Here is a 15,928-nt window from a genome sequence, read left to right on the forward strand (position 1 = left end):
CTCATCCTCATCGCAGTCGTCCTCACCGTAACCGTTGTGGTTGTTCGTTCGTGAGGACTTGTAAGCTCTATTCTAGTGATGCAACCCTAGCTTGAAGGAGCACTATGGAACTCTTGGCCACAATCGAGATCCCGCGCGGATCACGCAATAAATACGAGGTCGACCATGAGACCGGCCGAGTCAAGCTCGACCGCTACCTCTACACCTCGATGCAGTACCCCGCAGACTACGGCTTCTTCGAAGACACCCTGGGCAACGACGGGGACCCGCTCGACGTTCTCGTGCTGCTGCCCGAACCGCTCTTCCCCGGCGTCCTCATCGATGTGCGCCCCATCGGCATGTTCAAGATGGAAGACGAGGCCGGCGGCGACGACAAGGTCCTCGGCGTCACGGCCGGCGATCCTCGCTGGGAGAGCTACCAGGACATCGGCGACGTCGACCAGTTCACCCTGGACTCGATCGAGCACTTCTTCACCCGTTACAAGGACCTTGAGCCGGGCAAGTACGTCAAGGGCTCCAGCTGGGTCGGCCGCGCCGAGGCCGAAGCCGAAGTCGAGGCTTCGATAAAGCGCTTCAAAGACTCCCACTGAGTAACGTCACACACTGCATTTCTCGACCGCCCGGATGATCGCCTCCGGGCGGTCGATCATCATCAGATGCCGTGTGTCTTCGATCTGAGTGACGCCCAAGGATGAGAATCCGCGGTCCAGGATCGACAGTCGTCTCCGGTTCGGAAGAGCGGAGGCGAAGAGCGCCGAGGTGGGAGTCTGAACCGGAACCGTGCGGGCTCTCAGCGCCGTCAGTTCCGCCGCCTGGCTGCGGTAGCTCAGCCATTCCGCGCAGGCTGCCTTCAAGGTTTCGATGTTCGCGTACTGGTCTTCGAAGACTCCGAGAGCGAGCCCATCGGCGGAGCTGACTTGGCGCAGCATGCCCCGGCGGGACACATGTGCCATGAATTCGCGGATCTCATCTGCAGACAAGAACGTATCCAGAGAGTGCAGCCAGGAGCCTTTCACGTTGGAAGACGGGATCGACGAGCTCGGAGCAGGCCGTGGCCAGTTCTGATCCGAAGACGATGAGGTCCCACTTCTCTGTCAGAAGCGGATCGTTCCTCTGCTGTCGGCTGTCGGGTCAGGGGTGAGGTCTCGGGGAAGTCCGTGTAGAAGGTGGGGGCGACCGTGGACGATTCCGCGACCTCCTCGTAGATCGCCTGCAGCAGCGTGCCCCAACCCATGCTGGGACGAACGTCGACGCCAGTGCGCCTGCCGAAGTTTTGCATGGACTCGATCAGTGTCTGCGTCGTGATCTCTTCCTCTTCGCCGAGTTCCTTGCCCTGTTCGAAGGCGGTGCGGAAGACGGCGAAGTTCAGCGATTCCGAGGCCACCAGCTTCACGCATGAGCCCGGCGATCATGAATTCGGTGACCCCGTTCTCGGCGCCGGGATGGCGGCGGATGCTTCGCGTCGTGGGCCGGGAACAGCGCCTCAACATGCAGAGTGCGGGCATCGGCAGAATCGCCCATGCGACCGAGCGCCATGGAGAAACCTCGTTCGGTCTCCCCATCGCGCCACTCATCGGCAAACGCAGCCAGACTGGCCAACTCATCGGCAGGAGTCTCAGACTGCTGACGGATTCGCAGGGTGTAGCCGAGCCTCGTGAGGTTGGCGACGGCGCGCTGGACTTCGGGTAGGTCAGCGAGGCTGAAGTCGCCGGCGAATAGGGCCGAACGGTCACGGCGGGTGCTGAAGTAGCCGAGAGAGTCATTGGAATGATCTGCCAGAGACTGGCGGATCGCACGCTCCTCATCGAGGTCGATGTGCTCGGCGAAGCGTTGGGAGCGCAGCATCGTCCAGAAGGCGAGGATGATGCTGGTAACCGACCCGAAGCCGAACAACGAGAGCATCCAACTCGAGTCCGTGCAGTCCCGGAATCCGAAGAGTTCGGCGATGATCTGCCGCGCTTGGGACAGGGAGAGCCCCCGGCGAGGAATTGGACCGCCAAGACTACAAGGACTGTGAGAAGCACTCCGCTGACCACAACTGCGAGCGCTTTGAAGAAGCCCCACGGCTGGGTCTTGGCAGTGTAGCGACCGCGATGGACGAGCAGACAGATGAGGACAAGGGCCGGAACGGTCATGCTGGTCCAGATCCCACGTCAGCAACGAGGATTTGACGAGCGCCAGCACCACAGCCACCGCTCCAGTGGCTACGAGAGTGAACACCAGCAGCAGGAGGAGAACCCACCAAGCGGCTCTTTTTCGAATGCTCAGGGCACCGGCGAGGATGACGAGAACGACCGAGGACACGAAGTCCACGGGGTTCGCCGGGACCACCCAGGCCCACAGGAAGGACAGTCCCGTGCCGACCCACCTGTCGGAGGGAATGAGGATCTGGAGGGGCATGAGCACCGCGATCAGGACTAGCAGGCGCGGCAGCCACCGGACGAACACGCCGGGGTGCCGGGTGCTGACACTGCTGCGGTGCGCATGAAAGAGATGTTTGCACACTCGCCTGGATGAACCCCCAGTCCTAAATCGCCCGCGAGCAGAACCGAAAGTTTAGGTGAGCCTAATAAGAAGTGTGAGCCAGGTTATGCGATTGTCGAGGTATGAAACTCGATCATGTGTCCTTCGCCAGCGAACCAGACGGGTACAAAGCGACTGCCGAGAGAATCTCGGAGAAGCTCGGTGTGGTTCCCTACGACGGTGGTGTGCATCCTCGATTCGGTACCAGAAACCTGATCTTCCCTCTCGCGAATGGTCATTATCTCGAAGTCGTCGAAGCCTTGGAGCACCCGGCCGCGCTGTCAACACCCTTCGGCCAAGCAGTCCGAGCTCGCTCCGAGCTCGGAGGCGGCTGGATGGGCTGGTGCGTCTCGGTCGATGACCTCGCCGGAGTGGAGACCCGTCTCGAACGCAAGGCCGTCGACGGAAACCGCACCCCGGAATCAGGTCTGGAACTCAAGTGGCTGCAGATCGGAATCAAGGGGCTCATCGCCGATCCTCAGCTTCCGTTCTTCATCAAGTGGTCTGCCGACTCGTCTCAGCATCCTTCGTCCTACAAGACCAATGGCGACGTCGCCATCGACACCCTTCAGATTGCCGGGGATCGTGACCGACTCCGCGACTGGTTGGGAACCCAGGATCCCAAGCCGATCCCGGAGATCCACATCGACTGGTCGTCACCACACGGCACCCCCGGCATCATGTCGATCAGCTTCGAAACCGCTAAGAACGGCCTCGTCACCATCTGAGTGGCTGCAGACCATACTGGTTGACAGCCGCGAGCATTGAGGGCAGCACACCGATTCGGTGTGCTGCCCTCAAATCATCCGAAGAACCCGACCCATCGGGCCTCTCCGTCGACGACGACGTCGGATGCTTTCATTCCTATGCCTTGGGCGATGCGCTGAGATGCCTCGTGATCTGGATGGATATGAGCGATGACCTGCTCAACTCCGCGCGTACGCAGGCCGTCGATGAGGAGCCGCGCGGCTCGACTTGCGTACCCGAGCCGCTGCCACGGGCGCCCGATCACCCAGGAGATCTCCGCCGATCGCTGATCGGCCGGAAGCGTCGCCTGGACGAATCCGACAGCTCGCTGCGCGTCCCCCACGATGACGATGTCGTTGAGCCACACCTCGGACTGGTCGGCAGGCCCACCGCGCGTCTGGATGCCATAGAGCCGATTGAGGTCAGCTTCGCTGGGCGGCTCGCCTCCCGTGTACCGGTAGAGGTCAGGATGAGAGAGAACGACCGCCATTTCGGCGGCGTCGCCGACACGCAATGGACGGAGTGCGAGGGTCTCAGTCATCCTGTCAGCTAAACATGCCCGTTCGGCGCGGGCAAGAATAGACTTGTGCCGTGACTACGTGGGACGACGGAGTGCTGAGCACGCCGCACAGACACTTTGTCGAGAAGCATTTCGACCGCCCCGAGCTTGTCGTGGAGACTACTTTTCAGGTGGGCCCCGTCGGATCAGACCACCGCCGACTCCTCGGGAAGGTCTTCAACGCTCTCGCCAGCCTTCTTCTTGCGCATGTGCGCGGCAGCGGCCATCGCGCTGCCTGCGGCGAGCAGGCCCGCACCTCCGCCGAGTAATGGCAGGGTACTGTCGTTGCCTGTGCGCGGCAGGTCACCGCCACCAGCGGAACCCGAGCCTCCGGAGCCGGATCCGCCGTTCGCGCCTGAACCGCCAGTTCCCGAACCTCCTGATCCTGAGCCGCCGTTTGAACCGGCGTCACTTGCACCCGCCGCTCCGGCCGCCGCGGCAGCGTCCTGTGCGCCATCGTGCGAGCCGGACTTCGAACTTTCGGATGAGGAGCTTCCGTCGCCGCTGTCGGCCGAACCGTCCTCGTTGCCTTCGGCGTCGGTGTCCTTCGGCTCCTCTGTCGGAGCCTCAGTGGGCTCTTCGCCGCTGCCCTTGATCACCTGCACTACTGTCGGGCGCGGAACTGCCGCAACACCTTTCTCGACATCTGACTCATCAACGTAGTCGGGGAACCGTGAGTGCTGATCTGACCATTCGCCGTCCTCACCGGGGTGCTGGACGGCCACGAACGCCGAGTTGTATGAGTCGTGGACGAGTGGCCCGCAGACCTCGGCTTCGCGTGGGACGGAGAGGAACTGCTCGACGCGGCCCCGCTGCTCACCGTCGATGGTGACCTTGAACAGACCATCGCAGTAGCCGATGCCGTCTGGTGCACCATCTGTGGAGATCCACAGGTTCCCGGCGGAGTCGAAGGTGACGTTGTCGGGGCAGGAGATCGGCGAGACCTGGTCTTCGGGGAAGCCTGAGAAGTAGGTCGTGTCACCCTGTTTCGGGTCACCGCAGACCAGCAGCAGGGTCCAGTCGAACTCGGTGCCGGTGTGGTCGCCGCCGCGTTCGGTCAGTTCGACGATGTGTCCGTCTCGGTTCTCGGTGCGCGGGTTCGCCTCGTCGGCTGCGGCCTTGCCGTCCACACCACGGTCGGAGTTGTTCGTACACGCGACATAGATCTTCCCATTGACCGGGTTGGGCTCGACGTCTTCGCAGCGGTCCATCTTCGTCGGACCGACCTTGTCGGCCGCCAGCCGGGTGTTGACCAGCACCTCGTCGATGGCCATGCCCGAGACCTGTGATATGCCGTTCTTGATCAGCGGCAGCCACTGCCCGCTGCCGTCGAACTCACCGTCGGCCGGCACATCGCCGCTGCCGTCGATCTCGTTCTTCGGGGAGTTGCCCGTGAACTTCGCGACGAACAGGTCGCCCTCGGTCAGTAGGGTCATGTTGTGGGACAGGTCGCCCTCGACGTACTTGCCCTTGGACACGAACTTGTAGAGGTAGTCGAACTTCTCGTCATCGCCCATGTAGGCGACGGCCTGGCCCGAGTCCGCGATCGTGATGTTGGCGCCCTCATGCTTGAGACGCCCCAGGTTGGTGTGCTTGCGCGGGGTCGAGTCCGGATCACGTGGGTCAACCTCGACGATCCAGCCGAATCGGTTCGCTTCATTGGCGTAGCCGGAGTTGTTCGTGTCGAAGCGCTGCAGGTCTTCCTCCCAGCCGTTCGCGGAGGCTTCGTTGCTCAGGCCGTAGCGTTTGTCCGCCGCCGAGGTGCCCTGTGCCTTGAAGTAGGAATTGAAGTTCTCCTCGCCGGAGACCAATGTGCCCCACGGCGTCAGTCCGCCAGAGCAGTTGCCCAGGGTTCCCTGAGCCTTGTCGCCCTTGGGATAATCCCTGGTCCGGAGCAGATCGGACCCGACTGCCGGACCGGTGAACTCGTATTCGGTGTTGATGAGGAAGCGACGGTTGTTTGCACCGTTGACGTCGACCCTCCACGGTGTCTTCTCGTTGGTCCTGACCAGTTCGGCAACCGTCAGCCCGTGTGCGTCGCGGCTGATGGCACGCTGGGTGGCCTTGTCCATGCTGTCCGGGTACATAATCGCGTCATTCGTGTACTCCTGGTTCGAGAACAGGAGAGCCCGGTTGCCGTCTCCGCCCTCGTCGACCTGGATCTGGAGGAAATCGTTGTTATAGCCGAACTGACGGCGCTGTGACTCGACGCTCTGGTTCTCGGGATCGAACTGCGGGGCGTCCGGGAACAGAGGGTCACCCCAGCGCACGACGGGATGCCAGGAGTACCCCTCGGGGACGATGAACTTATCGACCTCGTGCTGGACCGGGTCGATCGCAGTGAAGTCGAGGCTGCCTCCCGTGCCTGCGGCGGCCGCTGCCGCACGCGTGGCCGAGCTCGGTGCGGTCGTGACTGCGATGGCCAATGCTCCTGCCGCCGACGCCCCCAGCACTGCCCGGCGAGACAGCTGTGCCCCGACGATGTCGCGGAAGTAGCTGTTGGACGAGGTGTTGCAGATCGCCTTCGTGCACGCGTTGTCACATTTGAGTGCACATGTGACGGGGCTGCGCTTGCCACGGACGTGTCCGGCCATGGGCAGAAGTTCACGTAGGGGTGCCATCGGTTCGCTTGTCTCCTCGGATCGAGTCTCTCGGCCCCGCCTCACAAAACGGAGTCGGGCTCACCAAGTCGAGACTTTCAGGGTCAGTTGGACCCAGAACTACCGTTCGGTGAACTGCGCATGAACCAGTTCAGCCGATGTCGATGAGGGTGAGGATTCCCGGGGCCAGGAAGCCCACGGCATCGATGATGAAGTGTGCCCACACCAGGGGCACCAGCCTGCCCCGACGCATGAAGTACCACCCGAAGATGATGCCCATGGCGACGTTGCCGATGAACGGCCCGATGCCCTGGTACAGGTGATAGCTGGCACGGAAGATGGCCAGGCTGATGATGATCGGCCACATGCCGTAACCCAAACGCTGGAGGCGTTCTGCACCGAAGCCGAAGATGATGACCTCCTCGAGGATGCCGTTCTTCGCCGCGGCCAGGATGAGCACGGGAATGGTCCACCAATGATCGCCGAGGTTGGCCGGCTGGATCTCGGCCGTGATCCCCAGTGCCCTGCCGCCCGCGTAGACACCCAGGGTGCCGATGCCGATGATGAGGAAGATGAGAGTTCCGCGACCGAGGTCCTTCCCGCTCTGGCCTCTCACGCCCAGGCGTGTACTCAGGGGCGGGGCATCGGTGTCGCGAGTGAGTAGATACAGGGCCAGGAGCACGGGCACAAGAGTGAACCCGATGCCGAGGATCTGGTAGATGAGATCGAATCCGGGCCGCGGCGACATCGAAGTGTTGAGCTTCGCCTGGGCTTCACTGATCGGACCGCGGGTGGCGATGTCGGACAGACGCACGATCGCATAGACAGCTGACTGTCCCAACGAGAGTGCTGCAACGAGGCCGAGCTCGAACCACAGGCGCTTCTTCTCCTGCGGTTCGAGCTCGTTTCTCATGGATCCTACTGTAACCGGAGCAGGTCAGTGCTTCGGTGCGTCGTCCCCGTCCGGGTCCTCCACCGCGGAGTCACCAACCGTCTGCGTCGACTCGTCGCGCTCGGTTCGTTCGGCTGTGGCCACCGAACCCGCCTCGGCGGTGGATGTTGCTGAGGCGGCACGGTCCGTCGCATCCGGACCTTGTGTGGCTCTCGCCTCGGCGACATCGAGGACCTGGCCACGGGCCATGTTCTTCACGTACTTCTTCTCGGCCCGGCGTTCCTTCGCCCCTTCGAGCAGGAGGTAGAGGACGGGCACGAGGATCAGCGTCAACAAGGTCGAGCTGACCAAACCGCCGATGACCACGATCGCCAGCGGCTTCGAGATGAACACTCCCCCGCCGGTCAGCCCCAGGGCCATCGGCACGAGCGCGAAGATCGTCGCCGAGGCGGTCATGAGGATCGGTCGATAGCGCAACCGGGCACCGTGGACGATGGCCGCTCGCAGTTCGACCCCTCGAGCTCTGAAGTGGTTGATCAGGTCGATGAGCACGATCGCGTTTGTGACCACGATGCCGATGAGCATCAGCAGACCGATCATCGACGTCAGGCCCAGCGGAGTATCGGTCAGAAGCGACAGCGCGATGGAACCGGTGGCCGCGAACGGGATCGAGACCAGCAGGATCAACGGCTGCAGCAGCGACTTGAACGTGGCGACCATGATGATGAACACGATGAGGATCGCAGCGAGCATGGCCAAGCCCAGCTGGGAGAACGCTTCGTTCTGCTCCTGTGTGGCACCGCCGGTGTCAACGGATACGGAGTCGGGCAGGTCGACATTCTTGAGTGCGCTCTGCACATCAGTTGAAACAGTTCCCAGGTCATCGCCCTCGGGCGTGACCGAGACAGTGGTCGAACGCTGCGAATCCGTGTGTCGGATCGTCGGAGCGGTCTTGACTTCCTTGACCTCGGCGACATCTTCGAGCTTGATGAAGCGCGGCTTCGACGTCGGTGCCGGAGCACCGGCCTGCGCACCCGGGTCACCGGCTGCACCAGCATTGCCGCCTGCGCCACCAGCATCGCCGCCTGCGCCACCGGCTGCACCACCAGCGTCGCCGCCAGCCGCGTCGCCTGCATCAGCGGCTCCTGCAGCACCGGCGTCGCCTGCGGGTGGAGCCGTCTCCTTGGGCTTTCCGGGAATCTTGAGATCCTTGAGCTTGTCCACGGTGTCCGCGTTGCGGTCGAAGAGCAAAACCGAGTGCGAAACGTTGTCGATGACGACTTCGCCGATGTTCTGTCCGTGCATCGCCCGTTGGACGTACTGCCCGATCGTGGCCTCGGTGAGGTTCTCCTTCGCGGCCTTCTTGTGATCGACCTTGACTTCGATGACCGGCTGAACCGCTTCTAGGTCGCTGGTCACCGACTGGGCACCGGAGACTCCTTCGAGTTTGTCCGTGACGGCTTTTGTGGCGTCGTCGAGTTCTTTGGCATCGGATCCCGACAGTGTGACGTCGATGGTCTGGGCGCCGGGCATTGAGCTCTGGCTCTGCACTTCGACCTGGCCGACGTCCTTGAGATCGTCGAAGTCCTTCTGCAGCTTGTCAGAGATCGACTGCGCCGAAACTCCGGACTTCGAGTTGACGATGTAGGTGCCGGTGATGGACGAGTCATCGGTGAAGCCGAAGGTCGTTCCACCGACGGAGAGCTGGTAGGACTCGACGTCCTTGTTGTCTTCGAGGATCTTCTCGACCGGTTCGGCCTGCTTCGACGCCTCGTCGAGATCGGTGCCCGGGTCGAAGGTCTGGGCGACCTGCAGACTGTCCTGGCCGGTGTCTCCGAAGAGCTCAGTCTTCAGCTGCGGGACCATTGCTCCGGTGCCCACGAGGATGAGGACCGCGGCGAGGATCATGATGACAGGGTGCTTGGTCGAGAATCCGATGACCGGCATGTAGGTCTTCTGCAGTCGCGTGACCGGCGAGTGCATGCCCGCCAGCTCGTCGACCTCTCCGGCTTCCTCCTCGACCTCGCCGTAGCGTGGGCCGGTGGAGGCAGCGCCCGCCGAGGCGGCACCTGCGGTTGCGGTGCGAGTGCCCTCGTGTGAGTCGGCAGTCCCTGCTCCCGCCATCGCGGCGCCGGACTCGTCGTGACGGCCGGTGGAGAGGATGTTGTGCTTCTTCGACTCCTTCTTGGCGGTCTTGGTCTCTTTGCGCCAGTCCGAGAGCATGCCCTTGCGGTTGCGACGGATCTCCTTCTTCTCCGCCTTCGTGAGCTTGACCTTCGCCTCCCGCTGACGCAGGAACCAGTAGGCGAGCACGGGCACGATGGTCAGTGCCACGAACAGGCTCGAGAGCAGAGCGATGGTGGCCGTCAGTGCGAAGGGACGGAACATCTCCCCCGTCTGGCCGCTGACGAATGCCAAGGGCAGGAAGACCGCGACAGTGGTCAGGGTCGAGGCCGTGACAGCACCAGAGACCTCGGATACCGCTGCCAGAATGTTGGAGAACTTCTCACCACCTGAGGAATGCCGTCGTCGGATCGCTTCGATCACGACGATCGAGTCATCGACGACGCGGCCGATGGAGATCGTCAGCGCACCCAGAGTCAGCATGTTCAGGGTCTCGCCGCCCATCCACAGCCCGACCATAGCGATGAGGAGGGAGAGCGGAATCGAGATCGCAGTGATGATCGTGGCTCGCACTGACAACAGGAAGACGAGGATGACGAGGACGGCGAAGATCAGTCCGAGTCCGCCTTCGTTGAGCAGGTCGTGGATGGACTGCTCGATGAATGGAGCCTGGTCGAAGGCCGAGACGAACTTCGTGTCATCGCCCATGGACTTCTCGAGCCCGGGCAGTTTGTCGGCAACCTCCTGCGAGACGTCGACGGTGTTCGCGTCGGATTCCTTCATGATCGACACCGACAGCGAAGGCTTGCCGTTCGTGCGGGAGATCGAATCGACGGGAGCGTTCTTGATCTTCACGTCGGCGACGTCGGAGACCTTGATCGGGCCGTCCTTGCCGGTGACGACAAGGTCCTTGATCGCGTCGACCGAGCGGATCCGGGTGCCGACCTCGACCGGGGCAGTTCCGCTGTCGCCCTTGAGCTCGCCGGCCGAGGTGGGAACGCCGTTGGACTGGAGGATGCCGGCGATCTCGTCGAGGCTCGCGCCCTCGTCCTCGAGGTCGTCCTGGCGGATGCTGATCTCGACCTGTTTTGTCTTCGCACCGGAGATCATGACCTGTGAGACGCCATCGATCTTCTTCAGTTCGGGTTCGGCGATGTCATCGAGGTTGGCCGCGAGTTTGTCCTCGTCGGCGTCCGAGGTCACAGACAGTGCCAGCACCGGGATGTCGTCGGTGCCCATGGTGTTGACCGTGGGCTCGACCCCATCGGGCAGAGTGGACTCAACCTGGGAGACCGCACGCTGGAGGGACTTCACGACATCATCGGAGTCCTCTCCATACTTCGTGCTCACGGTGATCGACGAACTGCCGGCCGAGGACGTCGACGTCATGTCCTCGACTTCCGGCAACGCTGTCAGCGCACCTTCGAGCGGATCGGTGACCTCCTGCTCGACGGCTTCAGGCGTCGCACCTTCATAGGAGGCGGTGACCGTCGCCTGAGGGTTCTCAAGAGAGGGGAACAGCTCTTGTTTGAGGGAACCGGCTCCGATGACTCCGAAGATGATGGCGACGACGGAGATGAGCGCGATGAGTGCGCGGTTTCGCAGGCTCAGGCGGGTCAGAAAACTCACGTGGGGACTTTCTTTTCGGCGGTGCAAACGCAGGGATCGCCTGCAGAAAAAATGCTTCGGTGCCCCATACTAGTGAGTTAAGTTGTCAGCAACACATGAGTGGACCCTGAGCAGGCGCTCCACGGTGTTCTTCGCGGCCTACACTTCGCGAGATTCCCGACCCGTGCGCGGCTTGGTTTCACGACCGGTGAACCAGAAGGCAGCGGCCAGAACGCCGAGGAGTCCGGTGAGCAGGAACGCCCACGAGTAGTCGAAGCGATCGACGATGGCTCCGGCGATGATCGGACCGACGATGGCACCGCCGTCGAGAGCCATCTGGTAGCGGGACAGAACTCGCCCGCCCTTGCGGTCGCGTCCGATGACATCAGCCACGGTTGCCTGCTGGGCAGGGTTCGCCAGTCCTGATCCGACGCCGGCGACGATGGAGAAGACGAAGAACAGCCAGATCGCATCAGTGAAGGCCAGGGCTGCGGTGGTCAGTCCGAGGACAAGCAGACCCCATTGGATGAAGGGTTTGCGTCCGTAGGTGTCGGCGAACCTGCCGACGACTGTCACGGCCGAGGCGTTGCCGATTGCGAACATCGTCAGCGCCAGCCCAGCCACTGCGGTGTCGGCTTTGAGCGCCTGGATGGCGAAGAGCGGGTAGATGGCCACACGGATGCCCATCGCCGACCAGCCCTGGACGAACGCGGACAGCAGCGCACTGCGGTAGGCGGAGTCGCTCCAGGCCTGCCGGAAAGTCATGACCTCCTGCTGTGGGTCACCTTTGGCCGCTTCGAGGCGAGCGCGCCCGAGCTTCGTCGAAGATCCCGCTTCTGCGGTGGAGGCGAGGAAGATGCGCACGACGATGGCCGCGATGAGCAGACCGACGGCGTAGATGATGAAGGGTATGCGCATGCCCCAGCCTGCCATCGCCCCACCCAGGACGGGTCCGGCGATGTTACCGACGAGGAAGGCGGTGGCATAGGTACTCGAGGCCTTCGCCCGCGCGTCGATGGGTGCGAGTCGAATGATCAGCGCCATCGCGGAGACACTGAACATCGTCGAACCGATACCGCCGAGGCCGCGGAAGACCAGCAGCTGCCAGTAGTTCTGAGCGAACGCCACGGCCGCTGTGGAGGCGGCGACGATGAGGAGGCCGGAGATGTAGATCCGGCGTTCCCCGAAGGAGTCGACGAGGCGGCCCGACGTCGGTGAGAACACGAACCGGAAGAAGGCGAAGGAGGAGACGACGATCGTGGCCGCGGTGACGCCGAAGTTGAAGCTCGCGGCGAACTGCGGCAGAACCGGGGCGATGATGCCGTAGCCCAACGCCACGATGAAGGCCGCGGCGACGAGTACGTAGATCTCCTTCGGCAGTCGCCGCGATTCGGCGGTGGCGGCCTTCGCGGCCGCGAGCGCGTCGGGGTTCGCCGCTTCGCCGTTCAGCGCCTCGGTGCTTGGAGCGTCAGAGTGTTCGGGCACATCGTCTTTGTCAGTCACGTCGTCTCAGTCGGTCACAGGGTTTCAAGGAATTGGTCGGGGTCGGGCAATGGCCTGGTGCTGTGCGCCATGCGCTCTCGGTAGCGTTCGGGTACTGCCCCGATGTAGAACCAGCCCATGAGCAATTCACCGGGACTCAGCCGGTGGAGTCTGCGGACGGCTGGTTCGTTGGTCATGGTTCCGCTGCGCCACATTACGCCCCACCCTGCCTGCCAGAGTGCGAGTTCGAGTAAGTGTCCGGCGCCAGCTGCAGTGGCGTGCTGCTCCCATTCGGGAACCTTCGGGTTCTCGCTCGGGGAGGAGACGAGAGCGAGAAGCAGTTCGGCCCGCAACGGCTTCTCGTTCCTCTCCCCCGGCTTTCGTGTCACAGCGGCAGCTTCGTCGAGGGCAGCGCCGAGGCGGTGCCTGTCTTCGCCGCGGAGGATGATGAATCTCCAGGGTCGCAGGCCCTTGTGGTCGGCGACAGAAGAGAGCGAGCGGATGATCTCGCGCAGATCGGAGTCGTTCGGTGTCTCGCCATCGACCTTCGAGATCGACCGCCTCGTGGACATGGCATGCAGGACCGGGTCGGCAACGATGTCGATCGAGGACGGCACCGTGTAGTCAGGGCCCTGGTGCCGAGGCGATGCTGCTGCAACCTCGGCTGCCGCATTCGCGCTGTCAGCCTTTGGCGCTGAGGCTGAGGTTGCAACTACGTCGTCTGCCGCCGAGGCCTGATCAGCGAGCCTCTTCGCCCATGGTCCGGTCTCGCCGTCGAGGAAGTGCGCGCGTACGCGACCCTTCGTCACCTCGCAGGCACTACCGTCCTTCGGACGCTTCTTGTCTGACTTCTTCGAGCCGCTGTGCTTCTTCGAGCTGCGATGATCAGACGAATCCTTGTGTTTCGACACTCAGCTCACCCATTCCGCAAATGCCTCCCGCGCGTGGGACAGCTTCGGATCAATGATGACACGGCAGTACCCGTTGTTGCTGTTCTCGGTGTAGAAGTCCTGGTGAACAGCCTCGGCGGTGTGGAAGATCCCCAGCGGTTCGAGCGTCGTGACGATCGGGCGGTCGAAGATCTCCTGCGCTTCAGCAATGGCGGCGGCGAAGCGCGCCTTCTCCTCCTCATCGGAGTAGAACATGGCTGAACGGTACTGAGTTCCCACGTCATAGCCCTGAGCGTTGAGGCTCGTCGGGTCGTGACCGGTGAAGAAGAGCCCCAGGATGACGCTTTCGGGCACGATCTCGGCATCGAAGGTGACCTGCAGGGCCTCGGCGTGACCGGAAGCCCCAGAGCAGACTTCGCGGTAGTGCGGGTTCGGAGTGTGACCGCCGGTGTATCCGGAGATCACCGAGGTCACGCCCTTCGTCCGCTGGTAGACGGCATCGAGGCACCAGAAGCAGCCGGCGCCCAGGGTCAAAGTACGAAGTTCACTCATATCTCGTACAACGATGTCAGCGTGTGCTTATTCCCGAGCGGGCACGTGTAGTGAGCCTAACCGCATTCAGAGATGAACCGCAGCTGCTTCGGACCGGGCCACCGGTCAAGAGTGAGGGGCATTGCGTCGAATTCCTCATCCTCCATCTCATAGCGGCTCAAGTAGCCGTCCACGTCACCGTCGAGTCCCAAAGGATAGAGCATCCCCGGCCTCTCTGAACCTGGAAGGTCGTCTGAGCTGCGTGCGGGTGAGTCTTCGTCGACGGCGTTGAGATCGATCCGGCTGAGGAGGCCATCGGCTATCTCGAGGCGAAGTTCCTGCGGGGCCGCCCCCTCAGCGTCGTGGATGCCCGCAACGTCCTGGACGCCGGTCACGGGATAGGTCTGATTCTTCGGCACAACGAGTCGAGCCGATGCCTCGGGGTAGACATCGATCGTGGTGATGTCTTCAACGTCCAGCAGCGCGGAGAGCTGCTGCGGGTCCAAGGTGATGGGATCATCACCCGGATGCTGTGTGCGCGAATAGGTCACCCACACGAAAAATCGTGCCGAGTCGAACTGTGCTCGCACCGCCTCAGCGGACTCGGCAGAGACCGGATGCGGCTGTGCGAGCAGCTGATCGACGGCTCCGCGGATATGCTCCGGCAGTTCGATCTCGACCGGAGCGTTCTCCCAGTATTCGGCCTGGTCGAGCTCGGCGAATTTGTCGAGCAGGGCTGCACCGCCTGCGACGAACGCTCCGCTGGCGCCTGCGCCCAGTCCGCGCCCGAAACCGGCAGGAAATTTGGCGTCGATCCTATCGACGAAGTCCTGCGTCGGGTGCCACAGGGCCCAGCTGAGGGCACCGGAGGCGAAAGCGGTGGTGAGGTTGCGAAAGGTCCGGGTCCTCTCCTCCTGCTCCATCGGGTCCACTGTCGAGTACCGGGCGGGCTGTCCCGCTTCCGAGCCGACGGCTCCGAACGCTGCGCCGAGGTCGAGCTCACTCTCGTCCGGCCCCGCGAAGGCCCGCGTTCCGGCGATCCAGGTCAGTCCTGCATTGGCGATCGCATTGCCCAAGCGGGCCGCACGGTCGTGTTCGGGCGCGAAGTCGCGCCTGCGCACCAGTGCGAGGCCGCTGGTTCCGGCAACGGCGATAGCACGCACGAGACGACGATGACGTAGAGGGATATCGGGAAAACGCATGCCTCAATCGAAACATGGTCTCCTGTGGCAATTATGGAAATCGTCCCAGAGGGCGAGTCCTCCGGCCTCAGAGCAGCATTGAACTCGGCAGGGCGAACCCGAGCTCGCTGGCTGCCTTCTGAGTCGATGGCTGGTTCCAGAATTTCGCCACCGAGGTGTTGGTCGAAAGGGAACGCATCTCAGCTTTGTCAAGGAACATGACTCCTTCGAGGTGATCGGTCTCGTGCGCGACGATGCGCGCCGACCAACCGGAGGCGACCTCGGCGATGGCAGTGCCGTCGAGGTTCTGACCTCGCAGTTCGATCTCGCGAGGACGAGCGACGACGGCCTGGTAGCCGGGGATCGACAGGCAGCCCTCATAGAAGGCGACGTTTTCCGAGGTGGCCGGGTTGTAGTCGGCGTTGAGGACCACGCGTAGGGGCATCGGGGTCCGTTGCCGCACCGCGGCAACCTCCGGATTGAGACTGCCGGGGTCTTCGGCGACGAACATGGACAGGCCGATGCCCACCTGTGGTCCGGCCAGTCCTACGCCGGGCGCGCCGAGCATGGTCGCTCGCATCACCTCGGCGAGTTGGTCCAGCTCGGCGTCGTCGACCTGTCCGTCGAAGGGACGGGTCACCTGGCGCAGGATCGGGTCGCCGGCCTCGACGATCGGAGCCACGCCGCCATTGTCCGCGGCCGCTACGAGGACGGCTCGGATCTGGGTGGCGATGAGCGCATCGGCATCATTCACTGACCAACTCCTCGCGGACGGGGCATCGTCCCGGTCA

14 protein-coding genes are annotated in these 15,928 nt (G+C 63.1%); 2 read left to right on the forward strand and 12 right to left on the reverse strand.

Going from position 1 to position 15,928, the window contains the following annotated elements; translation table 11 throughout:
• Positions 1-104 precede the first annotated feature (104 nt).
• A complete protein-coding gene (locus tag BSP239C_RS05215; protein WP_101570621.1) occupies positions 105-590 on the forward strand; it encodes an inorganic diphosphatase in 486 nt (161 codons plus the stop codon).
• Between the two features lie 6 nt (positions 591-596).
• Here the strand turns inward: BSP239C_RS05215 and BSP239C_RS05220 are convergent, their stop codons facing one another.
• The 3 genes from BSP239C_RS05220 to BSP239C_RS05230 are packed head-to-tail and all read right to left on the reverse strand — an operon-like array spanning position 597 to position 2,505.
• Positions 597-980 (reverse strand): hypothetical protein, encoded by a 384-nt coding sequence (locus BSP239C_RS05220; RefSeq protein WP_145997408.1) that lies wholly within the window; start codon positions 978-980, stop codon positions 597-599.
• Between the two features lie 32 nt (positions 981-1,012).
• Positions 1,013-1,393, reverse strand: coding sequence for a hypothetical protein (locus tag BSP239C_RS21040; protein WP_101570625.1), 381 nt, complete (start codon positions 1,391-1,393; stop codon positions 1,013-1,015).
• On the reverse strand, positions 1,390-2,505 hold the full coding sequence (locus BSP239C_RS05230) for a phosphatidylglycerol lysyltransferase domain-containing protein (protein WP_101570627.1): 1,116 nt from the start codon (positions 2,503-2,505) through the stop codon (positions 1,390-1,392). Before BSP239C_RS05230 ends, BSP239C_RS21040 begins: the two co-directional genes overlap by 4 nt.
• A 101-nt stretch (positions 2,506-2,606) precedes the next feature.
• Here BSP239C_RS05230 and BSP239C_RS05235 point away from each other — a divergent pair, with 101 nt between their 5' ends.
• Entirely contained in the window at positions 2,607-3,251 is a 645-nt protein-coding gene (locus tag BSP239C_RS05235) for a VOC family protein (RefSeq protein WP_101570629.1), read from the forward strand.
• A gap of 74 nt (positions 3,252-3,325) precedes the next feature.
• Here the strand turns inward: BSP239C_RS05235 and BSP239C_RS05240 are convergent, their stop codons facing one another.
• From BSP239C_RS05240 to BSP239C_RS05280, 9 genes are all read right to left on the reverse strand, one after another.
• Positions 3,326-3,811: a GNAT family N-acetyltransferase gene (locus tag BSP239C_RS05240; protein ID WP_101570631.1), complete on the reverse strand. Its 486-nt coding sequence runs from the start codon at positions 3,809-3,811 to the stop codon at positions 3,326-3,328.
• 164 nt (positions 3,812-3,975) lie between these two features.
• Positions 3,976-6,450: a PhoX family phosphatase gene (locus BSP239C_RS05245; RefSeq protein WP_101570633.1), complete on the reverse strand. Its 2,475-nt coding sequence runs from the start codon at positions 6,448-6,450 to the stop codon at positions 3,976-3,978.
• Positions 6,451-6,580: 130 nt separating this feature from the next.
• Complete coding sequence (locus tag BSP239C_RS05250) at positions 6,581-7,342, reverse strand: CPBP family intramembrane glutamic endopeptidase (protein WP_101570635.1); 762 nt, start codon at positions 7,340-7,342, stop codon at positions 6,581-6,583.
• 24 nt (positions 7,343-7,366) lie between these two features.
• Entirely contained in the window at positions 7,367-11,074 is a 3,708-nt protein-coding gene (locus BSP239C_RS05255) for an efflux RND transporter permease subunit (RefSeq protein ID WP_257930086.1), read from the reverse strand.
• Between the two features lie 138 nt (positions 11,075-11,212).
• Complete coding sequence (locus BSP239C_RS05260; protein WP_101570923.1) at positions 11,213-12,433, reverse strand: MFS transporter; 1,221 nt, start codon at positions 12,431-12,433, stop codon at positions 11,213-11,215.
• A 137-nt stretch (positions 12,434-12,570) separates the two neighbouring features.
• A complete protein-coding gene (locus BSP239C_RS21045) occupies positions 12,571-13,446 on the reverse strand; it encodes a nitroreductase (RefSeq protein WP_257930088.1) in 876 nt (291 codons plus the stop codon).
• Positions 13,447-13,977 (reverse strand): peptide-methionine (S)-S-oxide reductase MsrA, encoded by a 531-nt coding sequence (gene msrA, locus BSP239C_RS05270; protein ID WP_101570638.1) that lies wholly within the window; start codon positions 13,975-13,977, stop codon positions 13,447-13,449.
• Positions 13,978-14,033: 56 nt separating this feature from the next.
• A complete protein-coding gene (locus tag BSP239C_RS05275) occupies positions 14,034-15,119 on the reverse strand; it encodes a hypothetical protein (RefSeq protein WP_145997410.1) in 1,086 nt (361 codons plus the stop codon).
• Positions 15,120-15,225: 106 nt separating this feature from the next.
• The gene (locus BSP239C_RS05280) at positions 15,226-15,891 is read right to left on the reverse strand and encodes a peptide deformylase (RefSeq protein ID WP_101570642.1); all 666 of its coding nucleotides are present in this window, start codon (positions 15,889-15,891) and stop codon (positions 15,226-15,228) included.
• Positions 15,892-15,928 lie beyond the last annotated feature (37 nt).

The organism is Brevibacterium sp. 239c, assembly GCF_900169365.1.
Taxonomy (GTDB): Bacteria; Actinomycetota; Actinomycetes; order Actinomycetales; family Brevibacteriaceae; genus Brevibacterium.